The following is a 24894-nucleotide window of genomic DNA, read 5'->3' on the forward strand; positions in this document are numbered from 1 at the left end:
ATCTTAAAGCTGACCCTCTGTGAGCTCAAGAGGGGTAACCCGCACACTATGGAGGTAGAAGTGAGCACTCACGAACAACCCACTTTGTTTGGCGCTGGCGCTGATTTGCCTCCGGCTTACCCCGAACGCGCCGCATGGGGCACAGCCCCTAAACTGCGTGCCTGGCAGCAAGAAGCCATGGAAAAATACTTTGCCACCAACCCGCGCGACTTCATGGCGGTAGCAACCCCCGGCGCGGGTAAAACCACCTTCGCGCTTACCGTTGCTAAAGAACTCTTCAACCGCGGAACCATCAACCGCATGACCGTTGTGGCACCCACCGACCACCTCAAGCGTCAATGGGCGGACGCCGCCGCTCGCGTCGGTATCTCTATTGACCCGAACTTCAAGAACTCTGACGGCTCCCACGGACGCGAGTACCAGGGAGTTGCGCTCACCTACTCCCAGGTCGCCAACAAACCCCTGCTGCACCGGGCACGCACCGAAAACGGGCGCACCCTGGTGATCCTCGATGAAATCCACCACGCCGGTGACTCCCTGAGCTGGGGCGATGGTCTGCGTGAAGCCTTCGAACCAGCCCACCGCCGCTTGGCTCTCACCGGCACACCCTTTCGCTCAGACACCGCCGCTATTCCCTTCGTACAGTACGAAGAAGATAAAGAAGGCATCCGCCGCTCAAAGTCCGACTACTCCTACGGTTACGGGCCCGCCCTCAAAGACCACGTTGTGCGACCGGTCATCTTCATGGCATATTCCGGTCAGATGCGCTGGCGAACCAGCGCAGGCGAAGAAATGGCAGCTAACCTGGGTGAAGGATTCACCAAAGACATCACAGCCCAGGCATGGCGCACAGCCCTTGACCCTCAGGGGCAGTGGATTCCTACCGTCCTTGCCGCGGCAGATAAACGTTTGACCGAAGTGCGTCGAACAGTGCCGGACGCTGGCGGTCTCGTCATCGCTACTGACCACGCCGACGCCAAAGCCTACGCCACGCAGCTACAGAAAATCACCGGTGAAAAACCCGCGGTTATCCTCTCTGACGACAAAGAAGCCTCCAACAACATCGACAAGTTCTCAGAGGGAACCTCCCGCTGGATGGTAGCGGTACGCATGGTATCTGAAGGCGTGGACGTTCCTCGCCTAGCGGTCGGTGTCTACGCTACCTCCACCTCAACCCCGCTCTTCTTCGCCCAGGCAATCGGACGTTTCGTGCGCTCGCGCAAACGCGGCGAAACAGCCTCCGTCTTCTTGCCCTCCGTACCGCAGCTCATGATGCTCGCCAACGAAATGGAAGAAGAACGCGATCACGCCCTCGACCGCAAAACCACCGGCGACGATATACCCCAAGACCCCCTCAACGAAGGTCTCGACGATCACCTCATCAACGAAGCTAACCAAGAAGAAAAAGCATCCGACGAACTCACCTGCGGAAAATTTGAAGCCATCGGCTCCCAAGCCTCATTTCACGGAGTCCTCTTCGACGGCTCAGAATTCTCCATGGGCGGCATGGACGACGCCACCGACGAAGACCAAGACTACCTCGGCATACCCGGACTGCTCGACGCCGACCAAGTAGGCACCCTACTGCGCGCCCGCCAACAAGAATACGCCTCCAAACGTCCAGCATCTGCCCGCACCACCGAACCCAACGTCGTCGACCACCGCCAACTCAAAAACCTCCGCAACCAACTCGCCAAAAATGTCTCAGCCTGGGCAGCCAAAACTGGCAAACCCCACGGTTCTGTTCACAATGAACTTAGAAGAGTATGCGGAGGACCGGCGGTACCTCAAGCTAACGCCGACCAGTTGCAAGCCCGCTTAGATAAGTTGCAGGACTGGTTCTTGGGACGGAAGTAGCCACTTTTCACAGAGTTATCTGTGATGGAACTTTTCTGGAGGGAGATTTCTTGTTCCTCGCTTACTCGGGAAATCTCCCTCCAGCAAGCTAACGCCGACCAGTTGCAAGCCCGCCTAGATAAGTTGCAGGACTGGTTCTTGGGACGGAAGTAACTATAGAAAAGAGGACTTTCCCCGCTGACACGGGAAATCCCCTGAGAAGGTATAAGGCGTTGACTCTAGTATCGAGCGAATACCTGACAACCGAAGACCTTATTGGTAGCGGTTATCGAGATGCCAGCACCGAAATCGGTAAACCCGGGGGTGAGAATATTCCTGCGGTGACCGGGGGAATTCATCCACTGGGTCATCAGCGCTTTCGCCATATCTTGGGCACTGTTTTTCTTCCAGTTATAAGCCACGTTCTCGGCAGCCAGATTCCACCCAGCGGGAATCTGGTCGCTATACGAGGGGTTGTGGTAGAGCGAATCCTCACGAGCCATAACACCTGACCAATCTTGAGCTACCTTCTGGATTGAAAGATTGTGCTTCAAGGCAGGAGACCCGACTTTAGCTCGTTCGGCGTTCACCAAGGGGAGCAGAGCTTGTACGACCTGCTGCTCATAGCTCAAGGACGGAGTCACGGGGCTTACCTTGCCCACGGGCTTGACCTTGTGACTAAAGCGGTAGAGGAAAGCTGCCATGGCATCGCGGTTGATGGGTTCGAGAGGGCGGTATTCAGCGCCGCGGGCAGTAACCCAACCGGTCGAAATGCCTTGAGCGTAGAGCCAGCACATTTCTTTATAGAACTGCTGGCTGGGTACTAGATCGACAAAAGGCGACCGCACCGGGGCTGAGAAGTTCGGTGAACCAGCGTAACGGTAGAGGAAAGCTGCCATGGCATCGCGGTTGATGGGTTCGAGAGGGCGGTATTCAGCGCCGCGGGCAGTAACCCAACCGGTTGAAATACCCTGAGAACGTAGCCAACACATCTCTTTGTAGAACTGCTGGCTGGGCGAAAGGTCGCTGAAAGGCGAAACGGTCGGGGGCGTGAAGGCAGGATAGCCCGCGTGACGGTAAAGGAAGGCTGCCATCGCGTCCCTCTTGATAGAAAGAAGAGGGCGGTATTCTTTGCCGTGAGGGGTATCCCAGCCCGTGGTGATTCCGATGCGAGCGAGCCAGTTGATTTCATGAGAAAAAGCTGTGCTGGGTGGAACGTCAATGAACGTTGCTGCTGAGGCTGCCTGCGGTAGCGTGAGACTAACACTAGCCGCTGTAACACCGGTTAGAAACGCGCGGCGAGAAAAGACGAGATTGCCCATGAGAACTCCTTGTAAGATGAAGCGAATGTGATACGCATCTATCGTATAAAGCCCGAACAGATCTCTAGGAGGTAACGCCCGTGGCGTCCTAAAAAACGAAATGTTACACCTGTAACCAGAGCCACCGACCCCCACAGTTGTCGATGGATGTACCGAACAACGGGTATACAAAAACCCTCCGGTAACCGCAGCACCGGAGGGCAAGGGAAAAATCTAGAGGGCTTCTGCGAGCGTGATGCCTGCGTCCTCGAGTTCTTCAAGCGCGTCCTCGTAGCCATCCTCAGACACGGGGGAGGTGAGGTCGGTTAGTACGCGAGTTTCGTAGCCTGCATCCACTGCATCAAGGGCGGTTGCTTTGACACAGAAATCTGTGGCGATACCTACAACATCAATATCGGTGATCTCGCGTTCGTTCAGCCAGTCATCGAGGGAGAGCTTGGGGGTGTCATCCTCAACTCGGGCGTTGGCTTCGCGTTCTCCGGTCATCACGGTATCTTCGGGGGCAAGCAGACCCTCAAAACCTGAGTAGGCTGCATCGTAGGTACCTTTGCGAAAGTACGCCTCAATGTAGTCGGTGTCCAAATCGGGGTGAATCTCAGCGCCAGCTGATTCAGCGACGCAGTGTACGGGCCAAGAGTCTTTGTAATCAGGGGTTTCACTGAAATGGTTACCGGGTTCGATGTGCCAATCCTGGGTAGCGGCAATGGCATCGTAGGTGTCATGGGTTCGTTCAACGTATTCACTGATGAGCGCGGCAACCTCGGCACCACGCTCGGTAGCCAGGGTACCACCGGGGCAGAAATCGTTTTGAACATCAACAATAATGAGTGCGCGTGACATATTTTTACCTTTCGGTGGTGACAAATTCGGTGGGAATTACGGGGTCGCCGTTTGAGAGACGGGTGGCTGCCTTGGGCAGCTCCAAGACTGAGGACGCGTGGCGTTTGGTCGCAGCCTGAACGCCGGTAGCACCTGTGTACCCTTTGACAAGTTCACCGTTACGTACCAGATCGACAATGAGTGCGCGGTCGTTAGAGTCTGCGGGGGATTCTGTATCAACGCCAATGACTTCGGCAGTTGCTACCCCGTAGCGGTCAAGCCTGCGAACGGCTTGTTTGACGCCACCAACAGATGCCTTGCCAGCAGATGCCTTGGCAACGGGTTCCATCTTGCCTGCTGAGTTTTCGCGGGCAACGATTTTGTAGACCATGGAGCTGGTGGGTGCGCCCGAGCCGGTGACGAGCTTGGTGCCCACACCGTAGGAGTTCACCGGGGCAGCTGCGAGGGACGCGATGGCGTACTCGTCGAGATCGCTGGTAACAGTGATTTTGGTGTTGTGGTTGCCGAGGGAGTCAAGGAGTTCTCTCACCCACATTGCCTGGGCGATGAGGTCGCCGGAATCTAGCCTGACGCCGCCGAGCTTGTCGCCTGCTAGCTCAATGGCAAGGCGTACCGCTTTTTCAACGTCGTAGGTATCAACGAGCAAAGTGGTGTCGAGACCGAGTGAGTCGAGTTGGGCGCGGAAGGCGTCTTCTTCGCTATCGTGCAGTAGGGTAAAGGCGTGGGCGCTGGTGCCGATGGTGGGCAGATCGTAACGCAGACCGGCTTCTAGGTTTGAGGTGGCTGTGAAGCCCGAGATAATGGCTGCGCGTGCGGCTGCTACTGCTGCTTGGTCGTGGGCGCGGCGCGAACCCATTTCAAGGCAGGGACGCGTTCCTGCGGCAAGAGACATGCGCGAGGCTGCTGATGCCACAGCAGAGTCGTAGTTGAGAATAGAAAGAAGGTAGGTTTCAAGCAACACTGCTTCAGCGAAGGTACCTTGTATTTGAAGTACGGGGGAGTAAGGGAAGAATACCTCTCCCTCGGCGTAGCCTGAGATGTTTCCGCTGAACCGGTAGTTCTCAAGATATTCAAGGGTTTCGTCGTTGACGATGCCCCGGTTAGCTAAGAAGTCGAGTTCTTTGCTGGAGAAGGTGAAATTCTGCAACCCTTCTAAGAATCTACCGGTGCCCGCGAGTACCCCGTAGCGGCGTCCTGCCGGTAGCCTGCGGGTGAACACCTCGAAGGTACACTGGCGGTGCGCTGCCCCCGACTTCAGGGCTGCCTGAAGCATGGTGAGTTCGTAATGATCTGTCAGTAATGCTGTTGATAAAGCCACGGTGTCAAGTCTAATCGGTGCGAGGGGGTTTTACCTAGGCACCGATGGCAGCGAACAGATTGGGGCTAAAACTTCACAAAGTAAAAGCTGGGGGCACACGTGGTTTAGGATAGATGGGAATGTAAGAGTTCGCTGATTACTTGGCGTGGGTTGGGGAGTGAGACTGTGTTTGTATCACCGCTGCTATCGGTAGGCGAGACTGAAACCTTGCCTCGGGCGGATTTTGATGAGGCTGTGAGCCTTGATTCCCCGTGGCAGGTAGTTGTGTGGAATGACCCGGTGAACTTGATGAGTTTTGTGACCTACGTTTTTCGTTCTCACTTTGGGTTTAGCACCGAGAAAGCCCAGCGGCTGATGCTCGCTGTACATGAAGAAGGCAAAGCGGTGGTGTTTACCGGTTCTCGCGAAGAAGCTGAACAGCACACCTCTGCCTTGCACGGTTGGGGTTTGTGGGCAACCTTTGAACGAGTGGAGGTATAAGAGATGGCTGAAGGATTCACCCGCACTACTGCCGGGTACGTTGCTGTTTTCGAACCTGAAGAAGTTCAGCTGCTCACTAAGTTATTTGAGGATGTCGCCCTGACTTTGGAGCCTGAGGCTGCTCAGCATGAGGACGAGTTCGCGCGGTTATTAGGTATTAAGGCGGACGCCGCTGCGCCCACTGATGCTGCGGTGTTGCGTATGTTGCCGGTGGCTAGCGATGATCCTGAAGTTGCTGATGAGTTCCGTAAATTCACCGAATTGGGTTTGCGCGAGCAGAAGATGAGGGCTTTGACGCAAGCGTCGATGGACGTGCACAGCGGACGCGTGGTGCTGAACCAGGAGAAAGCCAGAGTGTGGGCGGGCGCTCTCAACGATGTGCGTCTGACCTTGGGCACCCGGTTGAATCTTAAGACTGACGAGGATTCAGCTCGCTTGGAGAAACTCTATTCTGATCCTGAATCTGTTGAGGACATCGAGGGGTATATGGCTTTGCTGTATAACTTCACTACCTGGCTACAGGAGACATTGATGAGCTCAATGCTGGAGAGCCTTGACCTTGCTGAGAATGATGCAAACCGGTAAGCGAGTCGGGTGCGGTGTTGTTACTGTGCTCTGAGTGGGAGAAGAGAGAGAAGCGCAGTAGCGTGATGGCTCCCTCAACGCACTAAAAGGTGTCCGCAACTACAGCTAGCGGGTGCTGATTTCTACTACTGTAGGTTACGAAAGACTATGACATATTCAGCTGAAACCGTTTCGAGTGCGTGGGGCTCTCAGATACCCGCACGCCCCACTCCCAGTGCGCCTATTGGTGTGTTTGATTCTGGTGTGGGTGGGCTGACGGTTGCGCGTGCCATTATGGATCAGCTGCCACACGAGAACATTATTTATGTTGGCGATACCGCGCACGGGCCTTACGGGCCGCTGACTATTGCCCAGGTGCGGGCACATGCTCTGCGTATTATGGATGAGTTGGTCGATTCGGGCGTGAAGATGTTAGTGATTGCCTGCAATACCGCTTCTGCCGCGGTGCTGCGTGATGCGCGCGAGCGTTACACCCGTTCGTACGGTATTCCGGTGGTTGAGGTTATTCAACCCGCCGCGCGTCGTGCCGTTGCCGCGACCCGAAACCGTAAGGTGGGAGTGATCGCCACTGAAGCGACAGTGACCTCGCGTGCTTATGAAGATACTTTTGCTGTTGCCTCTGATATTGAGGTGATATCTGTTGCCTGCCCTCGTTTCGTGGAGTTTGTTGAAAAAGGCATCACGAGCGGTTCGGAACTACTTGAAACGGCGCGTCAGTATTTGCAGCCCTTGAAGGACGCGGGGGTCGATACCGTGGTGTTGGGCTGCACCCATTACCCGTTGCTGACCGGCGTTATTTCATACTTGATGGGTGATGACGTGACCCTAGTGTCTTCATCTGAGGAGAGCGCCAAGGACGTTTTTCGTGCCCTAGTGGAGCACTCGATGGAGCGTTCTGCTGAGCTACCGACCTCCCACGAGTTCTTGGCAACCGGAGAAACCGAAACTTTTGACCGTCTTGTTCACCGTTTTCTGGGCTCGGTGGATGCTCGTGTCCGCCACACTGAATCTGTGGCGGAGCGTTTCCCAACAGGTTCATTAGCCGTGGTGCCAGCTGCACCGACGGTGAATGTTTCACCGGAACTATCAGATCAGCCTAAGGGTTCACCTGCTGATTCAACTTTCCCAGGTCATTCCTCGGGCACTGCGTAAGGAAAAATCCAATGCGTCTTACCATTATCGGAAATTCAGGATCTTTTCCCAGCCCCCATTCTCCGGCGTCATGCTATATGGTGACGGCGACGGATGATGCGGGTAAAACTTGGCGCATTGTGCTTGATATGGGTAATGGCGCTTTTGGCGTGTTGCAACGCCATGTTGATCTCAAAGATGTTGATGCTATTTTGATTTCGCACTTGCACCCCGATCACTGTATCGACTTATCGGGGGTGCACGTGGCGGTGAAGTGGGATCCGCGTGGTTGGGAGAAAGAGCCTATTCCTCTGTACGGTCCTTCAACTCTGCATGATTATTTGCGTCATACACACGGTCATTACGATGAGGTGGGCATGAGCACCGAGTTTAATTTTCACAGTTGGGCTCATCACGAACAAGTACACATTGGTCCTTTCACCGTGACGCCTTTTGAGGTGCTGCACCCTACCGAGGAGCCCTACGCGATGCGCATTGAGTGTACTACCGCTGAGGGTAAAACAGTGCTGACCTATTCGGGTGATACCGATTACTGTCGGGGCATTGTTGAGGCATCGCAGGGTGCTGATTTGCTGCTGTGTGAGGCCGCCTATCAGGAAGGGCGCGACGATGCCCTGCGCGGTATTCACCTTACGGGCAAGCGCGCCGGTCAGGTAGCTGAAGAGGCGGGGGTGCGCAACCTTCTGCTCACGCACCTGCCGGTGTGGACTGACCCTGCAACGGCGCTCGCCGAGGCACAAGAAACTTTTTCTGGACCCACCGGTATCGCCGAAGTATCGGCAAGCTACCGGGTGCATCCGCATCCGCAACCTACCAACCCGCCTACCACCACCTTATCTGTGGTGCAGTGTCACTAAGATTTTCTAGAGATAAAGAGAGCACAAAAACTATGAGCGAAATTTCTGTACAGCGAGAAGACGGACGCGCCACCGATCAGTTGCGTCCGGTGAAGATTACCCGCGGCTGGTCAGCCAACGCTGAAGGCTCAGCCCTGATTGAATTTGGCAATACCCGCGTGCTGTGTACCGCTTCTTTCACAGAAGGCGTGCCCCGCTGGCTTAAGGGGCAGGGCACCGGTTGGGTAACGGCGGAGTACGCTATGCTGCCGCGCGCGACCGGTACCCGTTCCTCCCGTGAATCAGTCAAGGGCAAGATTGGCGGACGCACCCATGAGATTTCACGTCTGATTGGTCGCTCCCTACGAGCCATCATCGACACCAAAGCACTGGGGGAGAACACGATTGTTCTTGATTGCGACGTACTCCAGGCAGACGGCGGTACCCGCACCGCAGCGATCACCGGTGCCTACGTGGCTTTGGCTGAGGCAATCCAGTGGGCTAAGAATGAGAAGATTCTGCCTAAGAACGCTCAGCCACTGACCGGTTCTGTTGCCGCTATTTCTGTTGGCATTATCGACGGTGTTCCTATGCTCGATCTTCCCTACGTTGAGGACGTGCGTGCTGAGACTGACATGAACGTTGTAGTTACCGGTGAGGGTAAGTTTGTTGAGGTACAGGGCACCGCCGAGGGTGCTGCTTTTGACCGCGATGAACTCAACCAGCTGCTCGATTTGGCGCTGGTGGGCACCACCGAACTGACCCGTATTCAGCGTGAAACCTTGGAGAGCTAAGATGGGTGCGAAAGTAGTACTTGCCACCCACAACGCGGGTAAACTGCGTGAACTACGCGAGATTCTGCGCGGTCGCATTGAAGGTCTTGACGTTGATACCGATGTGGTGTCAGCAGCAGATGTCAGCCTGCCCGATGTTGTGGAAGACGGAGTCACCTTTGCAGAGAACTCCCTGCTCAAAGCACGCGCCGCAGCCAGCGAGTCCGGTCTTATCGCCATTGCCGATGACTCCGGGCTAGCCGTTGATGTTCTCGGGGGAGCCCCCGGCATCTTCTCTGCCCGCTGGGCTGGGCAGCACGGGGACGACACCGCCAACCTCAACCTGCTACTGGCGCAATTAGCAGATATCGCCGAGGAGCACCGCGGCGCTCGCTTCATGTGCGCGGCGTCCTTGGCAACGCCTGAGGGCGAGACCGCCGTGGAGCACGGAGAGCTTCCGGGCATTTTGCTACGCGAACCCCGCGGAGAAGGCGGCTTTGGTTACGACCCAATTCTTGCCCCCACCGAACTCACCGGAGAACTAGCGGGAAAATCCTGTGCAGAAATTGGTGCGGAGGTTAAAAACTCGATGAGTCACCGCGCTCGGGCATTTACCGCCCTGATTCCCCACCTGCAGAAAGCTCTTGCTGTAAAGTAAGGTGAATCACTGTATAAAGGTTGGTGAGTAGGATGCCCACAGTAGTGCATCTGGAGCAGATGAAGTTTCTGCCTGTCGTCAAGGCAGTCATGACCCAAGCCGGTCTGAACATTGCGATGGATCGCTGGGACGTGCGCAATAGCGGTAGCGCTCACGTGGTTATCAATATGGGCAACCAGCTGAGCGTGCGCGTTGCTAAGACCGACCGCACTGCTTTTTTAGTAGCTAGACGCACTGAAGTTTTGAGGCGACTGCCCACCAACCTTTCCTTTGAAGTTCCCCGACCCATCACCCGCGTTATTACCCGTAACGGGTACACCGCTATTGGCTATACCTGGATTAAGGGTGAACCTCGTAATCCAGGTTCAGCCCCCGAAAAGGCTTTGGCTACTTTAGTAAAAGAGATCCGGGCGGTAGATACCGTGGGCATGGTGCCCTATCTCGATACCCAGCACGCACACTGGGGCGGGACCGACTGGGAGAAAACCTTGCGTGAACAGGTTGTACCGCTACTGCTCAGTAATAACCAGAAACTAGCCCGCGCAGCCATTGACAGTGTGCTCGCTCTTGAACCGGTTGAACCAACCCTTGTACACGGTGATTTAGCGGGGCATAACATTCTTTGGCAGGGCGATCGTTTGGCAGGGGTCATTGACTGGGATCACACCACCATTGGTGACCCTGCCTTTGACCTTGCCACTTTGGGCAATTGGTACGGCTGGGAGTCCCTGAGCAAAGCGGTAACACCGGCTGAGATTGATCGGGCGCGGGTTCTCTCTCGTCTGCTGGCACTCCAAGCTGTGGCTTATACCCTCAACAACGGTATGGGCGGTGCAATTGTCCGCCTTGCTGTGGAACGCGCCGACGACTGGTTAAGAAGCCACAGGGACGAACTCACATAATCCTTACGCCAAGGGGGCACCTGCTTAGATACTCACCGTGCGGTTACTGTGGCGAACCGATTTGCGCCAACCAGTTGCTGAGAATGAGATCGAGAGCAGGCAGCGCCTCGGGCAGAACCTCGATGTCGTCGGTGGCTGATGCTGGGTGGCATGCTGCCAGTAAAACGGCGCTCAACGCGAACATCCGGTAGTCAGTTGTGCCGGTGAGTGCTCTGTCATACTCGGCGATTTCACTCAGTATCTCAGTGATTGTATTTTCTTGTTTTTGCAGGCTGGCTTCGGCATGCAAGACCATTGTCAGAGTAGCCCCTAGCTGGGCAGATGCGGTCAGACCCGATCCAAAAGCTGCAGAAAGATTTTGTAAGGTCAGCGGCTGACGTGCGCACTTGAGGGCGGCATCGACTGCCTCCAAAACCTCGGCAGCACCGTGAGTAAATGCGGCGTCGCGGGTATCTGCCAACCAATCCCGCACCCTGAGGGTTGCGGTGTGCAGGGCAGACTCCTGAGCGTCCTGGGCACCGAGTAAAGAACGTAGCAATAGGGCGCAGCTTACTGCCGCCGCCCGTGCCTGCTCGGCATCATGGGTCAGCGTCGCTGTTTTAGCTGCTAAAGAGATTACAGTGCGCTCATCAGCAACCGGTAGCAAACCCAGCATCGCTACGGGCAGCATCGCTGATGCTGAATCGTTGGTGGTAATGGGAGCCTTACCCACCAGCTGCATTTCACCACCGTTCAAAATCGTGAGGGTGGCGGCGTCCGTACTGCGTCTGCTGCGCATTACAGCGGTGTTATCGAGGGGACGCGGAGGAGCAAATGGCACCGCATCTGATATCAGAGTGCCGCCGGTACGCAACCAGCGCGTATAAGCAAGCCAGATGCAGGCAAGTTCATCGGCGTGGACTCCATCGTTATTCCACTCCAAAACCTCGCTGATGCCATCGAGCGTATACAGAGCTAACTGAGCATCGGCAAGAGCCGTCGACGAACCGCCACCGGGCACCGCGAAAAGAGCACGGACGAGGGCAGCAACCTGGTCTCGGTAACGGTGGGTGCTGGCATCGGGGGCTGGGAAACGGGTATCCATAACCACCATTCTACGGGTGATAAATTGTCATCTGCTAGGTGCGGTACATAACGCCCCGTAAACTAGAGACTATGCGTATTCTTCACACTTCTGACTGGCACTTAGGCCGCACTTTTCACGGTCTCTCGCTGCACGAAACCTGCGTCGAATTTACTAACGAGCTAGTAGAACTGGTGACCACCCGTGCTATTGATGCGGTGCTGATTAGCGGTGATGTATACGATCAAGCTCAGCCTCGCCCCGATACTGTGGCTTTGCTTTCTCACACTCTGACCCGGTTAGTCAAGGCGGGGGCACAGGTGATCGTGACCAGCGGTAATCACGATTCTGCCCTGCGCCTGGGGTTTGCCGCCGATATTTTGCGCGCCGGTGGTTTGTTTATGCTGACTGAAGCATCAGCCCTTGAGATCCCGGTGGAACTTACCGCAGGCGGGGTAAACGTGAATGTCTACGGCATTCCTTATCTTGAACCGCGTGCTTTCGCCGGCAACTGGAACATAGAACCCACCCATGAGGCAGTGCTGGGGCACGCTCTTGAACGCATCAAGCAGGACGCGCGCACCCGCACCCCGCACGCCACCCTTGTCATGGCGCACTGCTTTGCAGCCAACGGTGTGGACTCTGACTCTGAACGGCGAATCAGCGTCGGCGGTGCGCTGAGCGTGCCTTTGAACCTTTTTGATTCTTTCGATTACGCGGCGTTGGGGCACCTGCACGGCAAACAAAAGCTAAGCGAGAAAGTGCGTTATAGCGGATCACCGATCGCCTACTCCTTCTCTGAAGAAAAGCACCGCAAGGGCGCGTGGATTCTTGAGGTAGATCAAAGCGGTATCACCTCTATTGAGGGGCACGAATGGGAAGCTGGCATTAAGCTAGCCAGCCTCACCGGAACCCTTGACGAGCTGACCACCGCTGAAAACGCCGAACACTACGCCAACACCATCTGCCGCATTACCCTCACCGATACGGAACGCCCTTCCCAAGCACTAGAAAAACTGGGAGCGGTCTTTCCCTCCATCGCCGAACTCTACTTCAAACCCAGCGGAATAAGTCCTGCAACCGATAAAGCCCACCGTCTCACCGAAAAAGAACGACCGCTCATCGATGTCTGCGCCGATTTCTACTCCTACGTACTGGGGAGAGACCTTACCCCGGCAGAACGCGTAGTCGTCACCAGCGTCGTCGAAGAAACCCACACAGCCAAGGTAAGCCAATGATCATTCACTCCCTCACCCTCAAAGCCTACGGGCCGTTCCCGCGTGAAGAACACATCGACTTCGAACGGTTGAATGAAGCAGGTATCTTTCTGCTGAACGGTCCCACAGGAGCCGGCAAGACCTCTATTCTCGACGCCATCAGTTTTGCCCTCTACGGAGAAACCCCCACAGCGCGTCCTCAACTGCGTAGCCGCTTTGCCAATGAACATGATGAACCGGGAGTAGAACTAGAGTTCACGGTGGGTTCAGAACGCCTAAAAATAGTGCGTAACCCTAGATGGGATAGACCCAAACTCAAGGGGACGGGGTTCACCCCACAAAATGCTAAGGCACTGCTGCAAAAACTAGAAGACGGTCAGTGGAAAACCCTCAGCACCGGTCACTCCGAGGCTGCCGGAATGATCCAAGACCGCATCGGTCTTAACCGAGAACAATTTTCTCAGGTAATTCTGCTACCACAGGGGGAGTTCGCTAAGTTCCTCAACGCAAAATCAGATGAACGCGAAGCACTGCTTAAAAAGCTCTTTGATACTAAGGACTTTCAGACAGTACAAGAACAGCTGCAAGAACGCGCACGCTCAGCCACTGCCGCCTCTCATACCGCTCGGCAGGCAGTAGATGCTCTGACTGATTCGCTCAAGGGCATGGGCCAGCAGTCCACTCACCGCAAAGAACATGACCTCTACCAAGAAATCAAAACGCTCGTAGAGCAGGACGGCAGCACGGACTTCCTAGAGCAGCTCCAGGGCTATCTCACCCAGCTAGAAGACCTAAACCTCACAGAAACTGAAGAGGAAACAGCAGAAGAAACCTTTGACTTCGTTACTGAGCACACCCGACTACGTCAGCAGCTGGCAGATGCTGAGCAGCGACTAAGCGGCGCCCTTTATCAACTAACCCAAACCCACGAAACCAGCCAGGGAAGGGCACAGCACCTGCGAAAGCAGCTCGATGACTGGCAACGTTTTGCTACCATCACCCAGCGCAAACGCAAGCTGGACGCGCGAGCCGACGACATCGCCCAGACCGAGCAACAGCTGCAGGCGGCGCAGCGGGCAGCACCCGTGCTACCAGCCATCCAACAGGTCGCCACCTCAACCGCCGCCTACGAAAAAGCCCGTCAAGCCCATGCCAAAAGCATCGACGCAGAGCAAGCAGCGCACGCCGTACTCACCGAGATACCCCCGGTGGAAACCCACCCCGAAGCAACAGTGCTCAGCGCACCGGAGCATCAACTCAGCCACCAGATCGCACAAGCCCTCAGTGCCCTTGACCGACTCGAAAAAGCGCTCGCTGACCGGGAACGTACCGCGGCTCAACGCCAACAGGCGCAGTCTGAACTTGAAAAAGCTGAGCACGCACAAGCAGAACTTTCCGTCGCCGAGACCCAGCATCGGGAGCAAACCTCAACGGTCATCGAACAACTGACCGCTTTTGAAGGCATCGAACGAGAGCTTGAAGAGGCTCAGCATAGCCATCAGCGGGCTGTCGCTGTTGTTGAACTGTCGCAGCAGTGGGAGCTACAACAGAAAAAGGTTGCTAGCGCTGAAACTGTTTTCAAACAAGCTGAAGCTACCAGGCGTAATGCCGCTCAAGCGGCTGAGGATATCCAGCAGCTGCGTTTTAGCCAGGCAGCTTATCTGTTAGCGCAGCAGCTACAAGCAAATGAGAGGTGCCCCGTCTGTGGTTCTGCCGAACATCCGGCACCAGCTACCGCTCCGCACGATACTCAGCTCATCGAACAGGGTGATATTGATGCTGCTATCGAGCACCGTAATCGCGCTGAAAAAACCCGCGATAAAGCCCAAACAGTTTTTGAATCAGCCCGTCAGAAACTCAAGGAACTGGTCGCAGAGGGCGCTGTAGAACCGGCGCACGCTGCCGAGGCTGAGATACGGGCGAAAACCGCTGTTGAAGGTATCCAGCAGAGAATCTCAGAGCGAGATGCTCTCCACCGAACTTTTACTCGCTTAGAAGAGCAGGGCAAGAAACTTGAAGCGAAACTGGCTGCAACAGCAACCACGATAACCCAGCAACAGCAGCTAGTGAGTGTCTATGCCCAGGAGCTTGACCGATTACAACTAGAACTTGAAGGGCGTGAAACAGAACGCAGCGTAGCCACCCGCAAAAAGCTGGTATGTGACTACGGCACCGCAGCAGCTGAGCGCGTCCGCCTCAAAGAGCTTACTGACTCTGAAAGTGAGCGTCTAGATCAAGCAAAAACCGCGCTCACCCAGTTGCTGATGGCATCGGAATTTGAGACAGCTGAACATGCGGAGGAAGCCTCGCTACCAGCTGCTGAGATCAGACGTCTTAACACAGTGGTGAGCGATTTCCGCACTGCTGATGAGCGTTTGACCGGGCAGCTGGAAGATCCTGTGCTTCAGGCAGTGGCGCAGGCACAGGAACAGGGCGTAAGCGCCCCCGACTCGCAAATAGTCGAGGACCTTGAAACGCTAGTGAAGCAACTGGCCGATGCCCGTGATCGTGTGATTCATTTACAGGCTGAGATGACCGCAAACAGTGGAGCGTTGGTGAGCGTGGGCGAGCGCTACGAGTGTCAGGCTGAAGTGTCACAGTCCCTGGTGGATGAAGCAGCCCGATGGAATCTGTTGGCGAATACTGCTAACGGGTTGGGGTCTGATAACAGCCTGAATATGACTCTTACGACGTATGTGCTGGCTGCCCAGTTGCGTGAGGTGACGGCTAATGCTTCCGATCATCTTAAGCGGATGACTCACGGCAGGTACACCCTGAAGTACAGCCACGAGAGAGAAGACGGTAAGGGCAGGGGCAACTCCCGCGCTGGGTTGGGCATTGTGGTACACGATGCCTGGCATGATGATGATAGACCCACCAAATCGCTTTCGGGCGGTGAAACTTTCATGGCTTCTCTTGCCCTTGCTTTGGGGCTGGCGGAGGCTGTTCAGCAGCGCAGCGGAGGTATCGATATAGACACGCTCTTTGTGGACGAAGGCTTTGGTTCTTTGGACGATTCGACCCTGGAAGAAGTTATGAACACCTTGGATTCGCTGCGAGCCGGTGGTCGCGTTATCGGTCTTATTTCGCACGTTGCTGAAATGAAAAACCGCATCCCAACCCAGGTTCAAGTGAACCGTTCACCGGAGGGTTCTTCTCTTGTCATCTCTTAAAACCCGCGGTGAACTGATGGCGTTTGACGCGCATCCGGGTATTCGGCAGCGGTGGCGCTATTCAGCGCGCTACACGTTGCAGCGGTTCCGGTTGCTTTCCGATGCCCTGGGCGGGCAGTTTATGGCTTTTGTGGTGCTGATGCGTCTTGTGCCGCCTATGCTGTCGCTATCGCTGCTGATTGGTGTTGCTGAACAGACGAGTGAGGTGAGCGTGGGCGGGTTCGCTGCTGGCATTGTTGCTCTCACGTACGCGGCGATGATGCCGGTGTACAGCGTCCTGGCTCAAAGGTTTGGTCATGCCCGTCTTTTGCTGTGTACAGGTATTGCGAATATTCCGGCGATGTCTTTGCTGTCGTGGCAACTGGTAGAGATTGCTGCGCAGGCACCCACCACTGTTAACGCTACGGGTATTTTGATAGCTGCCAGTGTTGCTGGGGCGACCATCCCACCGATGTCTTCGATGATGCGTTCGTATTGGAGCCGGGAATATAAGCGTACCCGCGACCGTAAAATGTTGAACTCAACTATTGCTTTCGAGTCTCTTTTTGAGGTGGCTACGCTGCCGGTAGCTGCTGTTGTTACCGGCTTGATCGCGCTGCTCATTGGGCCGATGTACTGCCTGTTTGCTCTCATTATTATTAACATGTTGGGCATGCTGTTTGTGGTCTCGCGCGTCAATAAACCGCTGTTCCCGGCGGTATCAGCCCAGGGGTTCAGAACCTATTCAGCGGTAGGCAAGGTGCCTTCTTCACGCGATTTTACGTGGCTGCCTCTCTTAGGCACCGCGTGCGTGGGAGTGATTGTTGGCTCTGCACAGTCTTCTTTAGCGTCACTGACTTTGGGCTCTGATTCGATTGAACAGCTGGGTTTTTACGTGGCAGTGATGGGTTTAGCGAGCGCTTTTGCCGGTGGTTTCTTGCTCTTCGGACGCGTACGAGTGGCAGGCTGGAACAGCTGGTTGGTGAGCGGGGCGGTTCTTATCGCTTTGACCATGCTGCTTTCTATCCCGGTGACGGGGTTCGGTGTGGTGCTCACGATGGTTGGGCTGGGGGTGGGCACAGGTGCGGCAACAGTCTGCATGGAATCTGTGACCACCTCAGCTTCTTTACGCGGCTACCTTGACCGTGCGCTGACCTCATCGCAGGCAACTCTGACTGCGGGCTTAGCGCTGGGACTGGTATGGGGCGCGATTCTGAGCGAGACTTACGGCTACCAGGTAGGTATGCTGATTCCCGTTGTTGCTGCCACCACCTACTTCGTGGTGGGTCACATTTTTGGTTTTTACTGGCGCAGATCGTACGAAGAACACCTCGAATCAACCTTCTAAGCCGCGCAACTTAGCGTATATACAAAAGCCACCGCAGAGATTTTTTGCCCCTGCGGTGGTTTTTAACGCACGCTATACGCCCAGGTGCTAGCGGTTTCTCCTAGTGACCGCGTGCAATCCATGCGTCCAGCTCGGGGGCTTCAAGACCGATGCCGGTGCTATCGCCATGACCGGTCAATACTGCGGTTGAATCGGGTAGCGTGAACAGCTTGTTCTTGATGGATTCGATGATGGTATTGAAATCTGAGTACGAACGCCCGGTTGCTCCAGGACCACCGCTGAAGAGGGTATCGCCTGAGAAGACGACACCGCTACTGTTCTCCCAGCTGAGGTCTTGTGAGTAGAAGCAAACAGAGCCGGGGGAATGACCGGGGGTTTCTAAAACGGTGAGTTCGGTGGTGCCGATGGTGATAGTGTCACCATCGGCTAAGTCGCTGTCGAACTCCCAATCAGGGTAAACCATCTCCCACAGCACCCTATCGGCACTGTTCAGATAAACGGGCGCGTTGAACCGATCCGCTGCTTCTTTGGCGCTGCGGATGTGGTCGTCGTGGGCGTGCGTCAAGAGAATCTTCTCAACGGTGCGACCGTCAACGGTGGCCGAGATTTTATCAACGTTGTGGGCGGGGTCGATAATCACCACAGATTCATCGTTGCCGATAATCCACACATTATTATCGACCTCCCAGGTGCCACCATCTAACGAGAAGGTACCGCTGGTAACAACATTTTCAATGCGTTCTGACATGAAAAAGTACTCCTTACAGCTCAACGATTGAGCGCAAGACTTTGCCGCTCTTCATCGTTTCAAAAGCCTTTTCAACGTCTTCAAGGGCAATACGCTCGGTCACGAAAGCGTCGAGGTCAAGGTTACCCAGCTGGTAGTGCTGAACGAACATGGGGAAGTCGCGTGAGGGTAGAGTGTCGCCGTACCACGATGACTTGATAGAACCGCCGCGTCCAAAGACCTGATCTAAAGGTAGCTCTGCGATGGTATCGGGAGCGGGCACACCCACGAGAACCATGCGTCCTGCCAAATCACGAGCCTCGAAAGCCTGTTTGAAGGTGGGTGCAATGCCGACGGCATCAATCACCAGATCAGCACCAAAGCCACCGGTGAGCTTCTGAATGCCCTCGACCGCATCAGCCTGCTTGGAATTAATAGTGTGGGTAGCACCCAGCGCGCGGGCGCGTTCCAACTTAGCATCATCAATATCAACGGCGATAATGGTGGTTGCACCGCCGAGCTTAGCACCGGCAATAGCGGCGGTACCTACGCCACCGCAACCGATAACAGCAACAGATTCTCCGCGCTTAACCTCACCGGTATTCAGGGCTGCGCCGAGGCCTGCGGTGACGCCACAACCCAGCAAACCAACTGCTGCGTACTGGTCATCGTCAAGGTCAGCTTCAATCTTGGTGCACTGCCCGGCAGCTACTAGAGTCTTTTCTGCAAATGAGCCGATACCGAGTGCAGGCTCAAGCTCAGTGCCGTCCTCCAGGGTCATCTTCTGGGTGGCGTTGTGGGTGTTAAAGCAGTACTGCAACTGACCCTTCTTGCATGCACGGCATTCACCGCACACTGCACGCCAGTTGAGAATAACCTTGTCGCCGGGCTCAACGTTAGTAACGCCCTCACCGACAGCTTCAACTACACCCGATGACTCGTGACCCAGTAGGTAGGGAAAGTTATTGCCGACGCCACCTGCAACATAGTGCTCATCGGTCTGGCATACACCGCAGGTGAGTACTTTGACCAATGCTTCACCGGGGCCGGGGTTAGGAACATTAATGGTGGTAACGCTGACATTACCTTTTTCGAGAGCTACAACGGCTTTAACCTTGTGCACTGATTCTCCTTGCAACGATATTAATCTGTGTGGTGGCGCACCGATAAAAGTGCCTATTACCTACCGTAGCCCATGCTGTGATTTAACCTCTACCTCCAGCGTTGAGGTTAGTTCTTGGCGTAAGAAATCTCTGGCTGTCGCGCGTGCTTTGCCCGAGGTGAGCACCGAGATGTGGTCGCGTCCTGCAACAACTTCTAGGCGTGCCGAATAACCTGCGGCTAACGTGGCGTCAACTAATTGTTGAGCGCCTGCGGCTAGAGCATCGTGTTCTCCGTGAAGTAGAAGTACCGGGACGCGTGCCTGAAAACTGGTGAGTGGGTTCGACAGTGCCCGAGCAAAGGTCAATAGTGCTGGGCGAGGAACACGGGTGTGAGCGAGAACCTGATCAAAAAGTCGTTCGTCGTGCCCCGGTGCTGGGTCTGAAGAAACAAGCTCATGGGCGGCAATATCAAGGTGATTGTGTGCTCCCATACCGATGATGGTTGCCGCAGCCAGCGGGCTAGAAGCGTCCGTTGCCAGCTCCCAGATAAGGCGCCCGCCCAAGGAAAACCCCAGCCCTACTACCGGTTGAGCTAGCTGGTAGATTTCACTGTTGAGATGCTGCACCATGATGTTGATATCTTTGGGCATTTCACCGGGTTCTACCTCAGCGTCATCTTCTACAGAATGGAGGGGAAGCGTTACCGCCCACACCCTAAAACCTGCCTGCGTCAGGGTTTTAACCCACCCTGTTTTCACCCAGTTCTGCTGCACAGAACCACCAAACCCGTGTACAGCAACCACCGTTGCCACATACTCACCGACTGGTTCAAAAATCTGAGACTCCATCGCGTTCTTCTTTCACCACACAAAAACCCGGCGCTCTTTGCAGAGCACCGGGTTTAGAGTTTACCCACTAGATCTTACTTAGCTACTACAGCAAGACTACTAGTTCTTTGACAGGTCGATATCGTTGATATTTTCCTTTTCGTTCTTTGCAGCTTCTTCTTGCATATTCATGCCAGAGTTATTCTGTAGGCGAATCTCACGCCCCTCTTCGACCAGCTTATCGAGCTTCTCCAGGTTCTTAATCGCCATGGTGTCATCACGAGGTTCAATCTTTAGGGTCTCCTCAGCCGGAATACCGGCGTGCAACTCGCGTGCTCGCTGAATTTCAGCATCAATCTGAGCACCAAAGAGCAGAACATTGTTCATGATCCAGACCATCATTAGCATGACAATCACACCACCGATAGCGCCGTAGGTTGCGTTATAGTTGGCGAAGTTTGAAACGTAGAAGGTGAAACCAGCACCAGCTACACCCATCATGATGAGTGCAAAAGCTGCACCGGGGGATATCCAACGGAACTTTGGCTGCTTAACGTTGGGGGTCGCGAAGTAGAGCACGCCCACTAAAATAATGGCAATGATCAGCATGACAGCCCAGCGAGCATAGTTCCAGATAGCTGCGAAGCCACCAAAATCCATACCGGTGAAATCGCCCACGACGTCGAGAACGTCCTTAGAAGTCAGCAGAACCATCATCATCGACACCATAATCAAGACCATGATGAGGGTAACAACAAGATTGATAGGACGCAGCTTCCAGATAGGACGCCCCTCAACAACACCGTAAATACGGTTGAGTGCGCGCCCGAAAGCGCCAACGTAGCCCGATGCCGTCCAGAGCGAACCCACCAGACCGGTCACCAACGCCAAACCAGCGGCACTTGAAGCAGTCAGCTGAGAGATGGGCTGCTCAACGACACCCAAAATATCTTTGGGAGCGTAGTCTGAGAGGAAGTTCAGAATCGCGTCCGTAGTCTGTTGACCATGACCGAAAACACCCAAAAGTGATACCAAAGCCAGAAGCATCGGCATAATGGAAAACACCGCGAAATAGGTCAGAGCCGCTGCAAGATCGGTGCTGCCGTTAGCGAGGAACTCTCTCAGTGAACGCTTGAAAATATAAATCCAACTGGGCTTACCGAGCTGCGTCAGTTTCTGCGGCTTTTCACCGGAACGCGGGTCAGAGCCGTGCTCTGCCCGCTTGATGGTCTGTTCTTCTGGAGTTTGCATGGGTCTCGTTTTCTAAAAGAGAGAAAAGTGAACGTCAAAGATGTGGTTTTATCGAATACACAGTTTACTGCTCAGTTCAGTAAATAGTGGAATTTTATCTGGCACCACTTCAACAAAAAAGTGGGGCTACTTTTTGAATGAGTTAGTAGCCCCACTTTTTTACTGCGAGTTTAGTTATTGATGCCCAGAATCTTGGCGGTGTACGCCATGATTTCATCGGCAACCTCTGGGTTACTGTTGAGGGAAACACCGTAGGCGGGCACCAGTTCTTTCAGGCGTGGTTCCCACTCGCCCATACGGGTGGGGAAGCACTGCTCAAGGAGCTTGAACATGATGGGCGCTGCGGTGGAAGCACCGGGTGAGGCACCCAACAAAGCTGCGATAGAGCCGTCACCTGCGGCAACAAGTTCGGTGCCGAACTGCAAGATGCCGCCCTTTTTCGCGTCCTTCTTCATGACCTGAACACGCTGACCTGCGGTGATGAGCTCCCATTCATCTGCCTGAGCTTCGGGGTAGTACTCGTGCAAAGACGCGATGTGAGCCTCACGGTTTTTGAGTACTTCAGTGATGAGGTACTTGGTGAGCGACATGTTATCTAGACCAGCACGCGCCATGGGGTAGATGTTATCCGGGCGCAGCGACAGCGGAAGATCAAGCAGCGATCCCTGCTTGAGGAAGTTAGTCTTGAACCCTGCGTAAGGGCCAAACAGCAGTGAACGCTTACCGTTAACGTAGCGGGTATCCAGGTGAGGAACAGACATAGGGGGAGCACCCACCGACGCCTGACCGTAGACCTTGGCATTGTGTTTGAGAGCGGTTTCTTCACTGGTGTTACGCAAGAAGAGACCAGAGACGGGGAAGCCACCAAAACCTTTACCCTCGGGAATGCCCGATTTCTGTAGCAGGCTCAAGGCGCCACCGCCGGCACCCAAGAAAACGAACTTGGCGCGAATGGTTTTATTGTGCTCTGAGTTCAGACGGTTCTTCACAGAGAGGGTCCAGCTACCGTCGGTTTCTTTGGTGACCTTGGTAACCTGCTGACCGAACTCAACCTGAGCACCGTTTTCTTTCAGGTAGTTGATCATGTGCTTGGTGAGCGTACCAAAATCAACGTCAGTTCCCTCGGGGGAGTAGGTTGCCGCTACGCGTCCGGGAGTACGACCGTTCATGGTCAGCGGTGCCCACTGCGCGATCTGGTCGCGGTCTTCGCTAAACTCCATACGCTCGAACAGCTTCTGGTTGCCCAAAGCTGCGTAGCGCTGTTTCATATAGTCGCTGTGCGCGTCCCCGAAAACCAGCGACATGTGCGGTACAGGATTAATAAACTCAGCGTTGGGAACCTTGCCTTCTTCGACCAAGGACGCCCACAGCTGACGAGAAATCTGGAACTGCTCGTTGATTCCAATAGCTTTGGTGGGATCAACGCTGCCGTCGGCTGCTGCCGGTGCGTAGTTCAGCTCGCACAGGGCAGAGTGACCGGTACCGGCGTTGTTCCACGGACCAGACGATTCCTGGGCGGGCTTATCAAGCCGTTCAAGAATGGTGATGTTCCAGGAGGGTTCAACTTCTTTTAGCAGGACGCCAAGGGTGGCGCTCATAATACCCGCGCCAACGAGGACGACGTCTGCAGTTTCAGTACGTGTCACAGTGAAAAACTCCATCAGTTGTGCGAAGGGCTCTGCCGTAGAACCCGTCTTTATCTGCCCAGAAATTACTCTGAGCAGTTACTACTGTTAGGGTATCGCGTGATACCTACCAATGCCTAACGTGTCTACCGAGGTTGGGCAAAGATGACGCAAAACTTAGGACGTACGGGGTGAAACGCCGGCGTAGGCAAGGTTGTCGAGACCGGTGGCGCTCATAGGGTAGGTGGTGACTGTGTTGGCGAGAGCAACGGAGCTAACAGCGAAAGCTAGGGGTATAGCAACGAAATGTTGCATGAGGTGGTAGCTTGCTTGCGCGTATTTTTCGCGGTGCTCGGTGAGATCTTCAATAGCATCAGCTGCGTAGAGTTCTTTGAAAGTGTCAGAGAGATTCTGCACGGGGGTAACAGCGGCTGAGTCACCGGTTGCCGCTGAAATGTCAGAGGAAGAGATAGCAGTGTCAATGTCTCCACTGATACCGCGAAGGGGAGCCAGGACGCGTCCTAGAAATGCTGCGGGATCACGGTAAGCGCCAATGAACCCGTCGAGATAAAGAGCCTGTTCGGCGGGTGCAGAACGTACGGCTTCTAAGTAACCGTCAGACCACTTGATCGGTCGTGGCTTGATGTTAAAACCTGCTCTGCTGAGATGCCCCGCGACGCTGGCGTATACCACCTCTGGTCTCTCCATGGAGGGGAGAGAGACATCAGTGGGGTAATAGAACTCTAAGGGCTCTCCTTTATAGGCGGATTCTTGCAACAGCTTTTTGGAGCGTTCGGGGTCGTAGCTAATGAGCTGGTTGATTTCATCAGAATCCATCATGAACAGCGGGGGAATGAAATCGCGCGCGCGGGTGGAGCCCTGCGGGAAAATCCCCGAAACGATAGCGTTCGCGTCAATAGCATGCGTCATAGCCTGACGAATGAGGGAATCTTGCATGAGGGGGTTTTGAAGGTTGAAACCTACGTAGGCAAGTGCGTAAGGGTCGCGGATGCGGGTTTGATAGCCCGCACGCGCCAAGGGCACAAAATCGTTAAGACCTACTTGGTCGTAGCCGTCAATCTCACCCTTGGTGAGGCGGTAATAACGCATCTGAGAACTGGTGATGGCGCTAAATTCCACCCTGTCAATACTGGGCGTTGTGCCCCAGTAATTCTCAAATTTTTCGAGGGTTACTGCGCCCTTGTTCCATGAGGTACAACGGAAAGGGCCTGTGCCTACGATCAGGTGTTCAGCAGATGGTTGTTGGTCAAGGGCAGAAGGTGAGCGTAGACCGAAAGCTGGTTGGCTCAGCGCTGCGAGGAAGGAGACGCTGGGGCGTGATAGCCGCACAACTAGCTGATTTCCTTGCCCCTGATAGGAAGCAATGAGCGGCTCTAATTCTCCTGCCGGGGTAGCCGTGCCAAAAAAGCTGAGGTAGCGCGATACAGCGCTGGACTGGGGGACGCTGGCAAGCTGCTTAAACCTGTCGAAGTTTTGTACAACAACCTCGGCGTTGAGGGCTTCTCCGTCATGGAACATAACATCGGTGCGCACCTCAAAGGTGTAGACCAATCCATCGTCTGAGACCTCCCAACTCTTTGCGAGACCGGGTTCTGGTAGCCCGGTATCTAGGTTAGGAAGAGTTAGCCCTTCAAGTATCTGCGCGCACACGCGTCCGGTCTCAAAGCTGGTTGAGATACCGGGGTCAAGCGAAATAACGGGGGCAGCGTTGGCAAAGCGAAGCACTTTCTCAGGAACCGCTGGGGCACTATCTGCGGGGGAAATCGCATCATTCGTGCATGCTGAGAGGGGGACACCCAAGGCGATTAGAGCTGAGAGACGGGCGAAATCTCGGCGGGAGAGGGCAGACGAATCCATG

Annotated in this window: 21 protein-coding genes; 11 read left to right on the forward strand and 10 right to left on the reverse strand. The window is 55.0% G+C overall.

What is annotated here, in order from left to right; all coding sequences use genetic code 11:
* Positions 1–48 precede the first annotated feature (48 nt).
* The gene (locus tag JR346_RS04085) at positions 49–1857 is read left to right on the forward strand and encodes a DEAD/DEAH box helicase (RefSeq protein WP_204876852.1); all 1809 of its coding nucleotides are present in this window, start codon (positions 49–51) and stop codon (positions 1855–1857) included.
* Between the two features lie 218 nt (positions 1858–2075).
* Here JR346_RS04085 and JR346_RS04090 read toward each other — a convergent pair whose 3' ends face one another.
* The 3 genes from JR346_RS04090 to JR346_RS04100 form a co-directional block, all read right to left on the reverse strand.
* Complete coding sequence (locus JR346_RS04090; RefSeq protein WP_205483455.1) at positions 2076–3158, reverse strand: CAP domain-containing protein; 1083 nt, start codon at positions 3156–3158, stop codon at positions 2076–2078.
* A 213-nt stretch (positions 3159–3371) separates the two neighbouring features.
* The gene (locus tag JR346_RS04095; protein ID WP_204876848.1) at positions 3372–3998 is read right to left on the reverse strand and encodes an isochorismatase family protein; all 627 of its coding nucleotides are present in this window, start codon (positions 3996–3998) and stop codon (positions 3372–3374) included.
* 4 nt (positions 3999–4002) lie between these two features.
* A complete protein-coding gene (locus tag JR346_RS04100) occupies positions 4003–5316 on the reverse strand; it encodes a nicotinate phosphoribosyltransferase (protein WP_255521927.1) in 1314 nt (437 codons plus the stop codon).
* A gap of 165 nt (positions 5317–5481) precedes the next feature.
* Between JR346_RS04100 and clpS the strand changes: the two genes are divergently transcribed.
* The 7 genes from clpS (at position 5482) to JR346_RS04135 (ending at position 10702) form a co-directional block, all read left to right on the forward strand.
* A complete protein-coding gene (gene clpS / locus JR346_RS04105) occupies positions 5482–5796 on the forward strand; it encodes an ATP-dependent Clp protease adapter ClpS (protein WP_370592479.1) in 315 nt (104 codons plus the stop codon).
* Positions 5797–5799: 3 nt separating this feature from the next.
* Positions 5800–6381: a DUF2017 family protein gene (locus tag JR346_RS04110; protein WP_205483457.1), complete on the forward strand. Its 582-nt coding sequence runs from the start codon at positions 5800–5802 to the stop codon at positions 6379–6381.
* A 147-nt stretch (positions 6382–6528) separates the two neighbouring features.
* Positions 6529–7533, forward strand: coding sequence for a glutamate racemase (gene murI, locus JR346_RS04115; protein ID WP_204876844.1), 1005 nt, complete (start codon positions 6529–6531; stop codon positions 7531–7533).
* Positions 7534–7544: 11 nt separating this feature from the next.
* Positions 7545–8390 (forward strand): MBL fold metallo-hydrolase, encoded by an 846-nt coding sequence (locus JR346_RS04120; RefSeq protein WP_205483459.1) that lies wholly within the window; start codon positions 7545–7547, stop codon positions 8388–8390.
* A 32-nt stretch (positions 8391–8422) separates the two neighbouring features.
* Positions 8423–9163, forward strand: coding sequence for a ribonuclease PH (rph, locus tag JR346_RS04125; protein ID WP_204876842.1), 741 nt, complete (start codon positions 8423–8425; stop codon positions 9161–9163).
* 1 nt (position 9164) lies between these two features.
* Positions 9165–9800, forward strand: a complete 636-nt coding sequence (rdgB, locus tag JR346_RS04130) for an RdgB/HAM1 family non-canonical purine NTP pyrophosphatase (RefSeq protein WP_205483469.1) — start codon at positions 9165–9167, stop codon at positions 9798–9800.
* Positions 9801–9832: 32 nt separating this feature from the next.
* Positions 9833–10702, forward strand: coding sequence for a phosphotransferase (locus JR346_RS04135; protein WP_205483479.1), 870 nt, complete (start codon positions 9833–9835; stop codon positions 10700–10702).
* A 43-nt stretch (positions 10703–10745) separates the two neighbouring features.
* Here the strand turns inward: JR346_RS04135 and JR346_RS04140 are convergent, their stop codons facing one another.
* Positions 10746–11786, reverse strand: a complete 1041-nt coding sequence (locus tag JR346_RS04140; protein WP_205483481.1) for an ADP-ribosylglycohydrolase family protein — start codon at positions 11784–11786, stop codon at positions 10746–10748.
* Positions 11787–11857: 71 nt separating this feature from the next.
* Between JR346_RS04140 and JR346_RS04145 the strand changes: the two genes are divergently transcribed.
* Genes JR346_RS04145 through JR346_RS04155 form a run of 3 tightly spaced genes read left to right on the forward strand, consistent with a single transcriptional unit; the run spans position 11858 to position 17482 of the window.
* Positions 11858–13003 carry an exonuclease SbcCD subunit D gene (locus tag JR346_RS04145; RefSeq protein ID WP_205483483.1) on the forward strand — a complete coding sequence of 382 codons (1146 nt, stop codon included), beginning with the start codon at positions 11858–11860 and terminating at the stop codon, positions 13001–13003.
* The gene (locus JR346_RS04150) at positions 13000–16155 is read left to right on the forward strand and encodes an AAA family ATPase (RefSeq protein WP_205483485.1); all 3156 of its coding nucleotides are present in this window, start codon (positions 13000–13002) and stop codon (positions 16153–16155) included. The genes JR346_RS04145 and JR346_RS04150 overlap by 4 nt, the downstream gene beginning before the upstream one ends.
* The gene (locus JR346_RS04155) at positions 16142–17482 is read left to right on the forward strand and encodes a hypothetical protein (RefSeq protein WP_204876833.1); all 1341 of its coding nucleotides are present in this window, start codon (positions 16142–16144) and stop codon (positions 17480–17482) included. The genes JR346_RS04150 and JR346_RS04155 overlap by 14 nt, the downstream gene beginning before the upstream one ends.
* Positions 17483–17582: 100 nt before the next feature.
* On the opposite strand, the gene JR346_RS04160 is transcribed toward JR346_RS04155, so the two are convergent.
* The 6 genes from JR346_RS04160 to JR346_RS04185 form a co-directional block, all read right to left on the reverse strand.
* On the reverse strand, positions 17583–18230 hold the full coding sequence (locus JR346_RS04160) for an MBL fold metallo-hydrolase (RefSeq protein WP_204876832.1): 648 nt from the start codon (positions 18228–18230) through the stop codon (positions 17583–17585).
* Positions 18231–18243: 13 nt separating this feature from the next.
* Positions 18244–19332 (reverse strand): S-(hydroxymethyl)mycothiol dehydrogenase, encoded by a 1089-nt coding sequence (locus JR346_RS04165; RefSeq protein ID WP_205483487.1) that lies wholly within the window; start codon positions 19330–19332, stop codon positions 18244–18246.
* Between the two features lie 60 nt (positions 19333–19392).
* Positions 19393–20160 carry an alpha/beta fold hydrolase gene (locus JR346_RS04170; protein WP_205483489.1) on the reverse strand — a complete coding sequence of 256 codons (768 nt, stop codon included), beginning with the start codon at positions 20158–20160 and terminating at the stop codon, positions 19393–19395.
* A 99-nt stretch (positions 20161–20259) separates the two neighbouring features.
* Positions 20260–21390, reverse strand: a complete 1131-nt coding sequence (locus JR346_RS04175) for a YihY/virulence factor BrkB family protein (RefSeq protein ID WP_204876829.1) — start codon at positions 21388–21390, stop codon at positions 20260–20262.
* Positions 21391–21560: 170 nt separating this feature from the next.
* A complete protein-coding gene (locus tag JR346_RS04180; RefSeq protein ID WP_370592595.1) occupies positions 21561–23036 on the reverse strand; it encodes a malate:quinone oxidoreductase in 1476 nt (491 codons plus the stop codon).
* A 156-nt stretch (positions 23037–23192) separates the two neighbouring features.
* Positions 23193–24893, reverse strand: a complete 1701-nt coding sequence (locus JR346_RS04185; RefSeq protein WP_205483493.1) for an ABC transporter substrate-binding protein — start codon at positions 24891–24893, stop codon at positions 23193–23195.
* Position 24894 lies beyond the last annotated feature (1 nt).

Origin of the sequence: Rothia sp. ZJ932 (assembly GCF_016924835.1) — a bacterium.
Taxonomy (GTDB): domain Bacteria; phylum Actinomycetota; class Actinomycetes; order Actinomycetales; family Micrococcaceae; genus Rothia.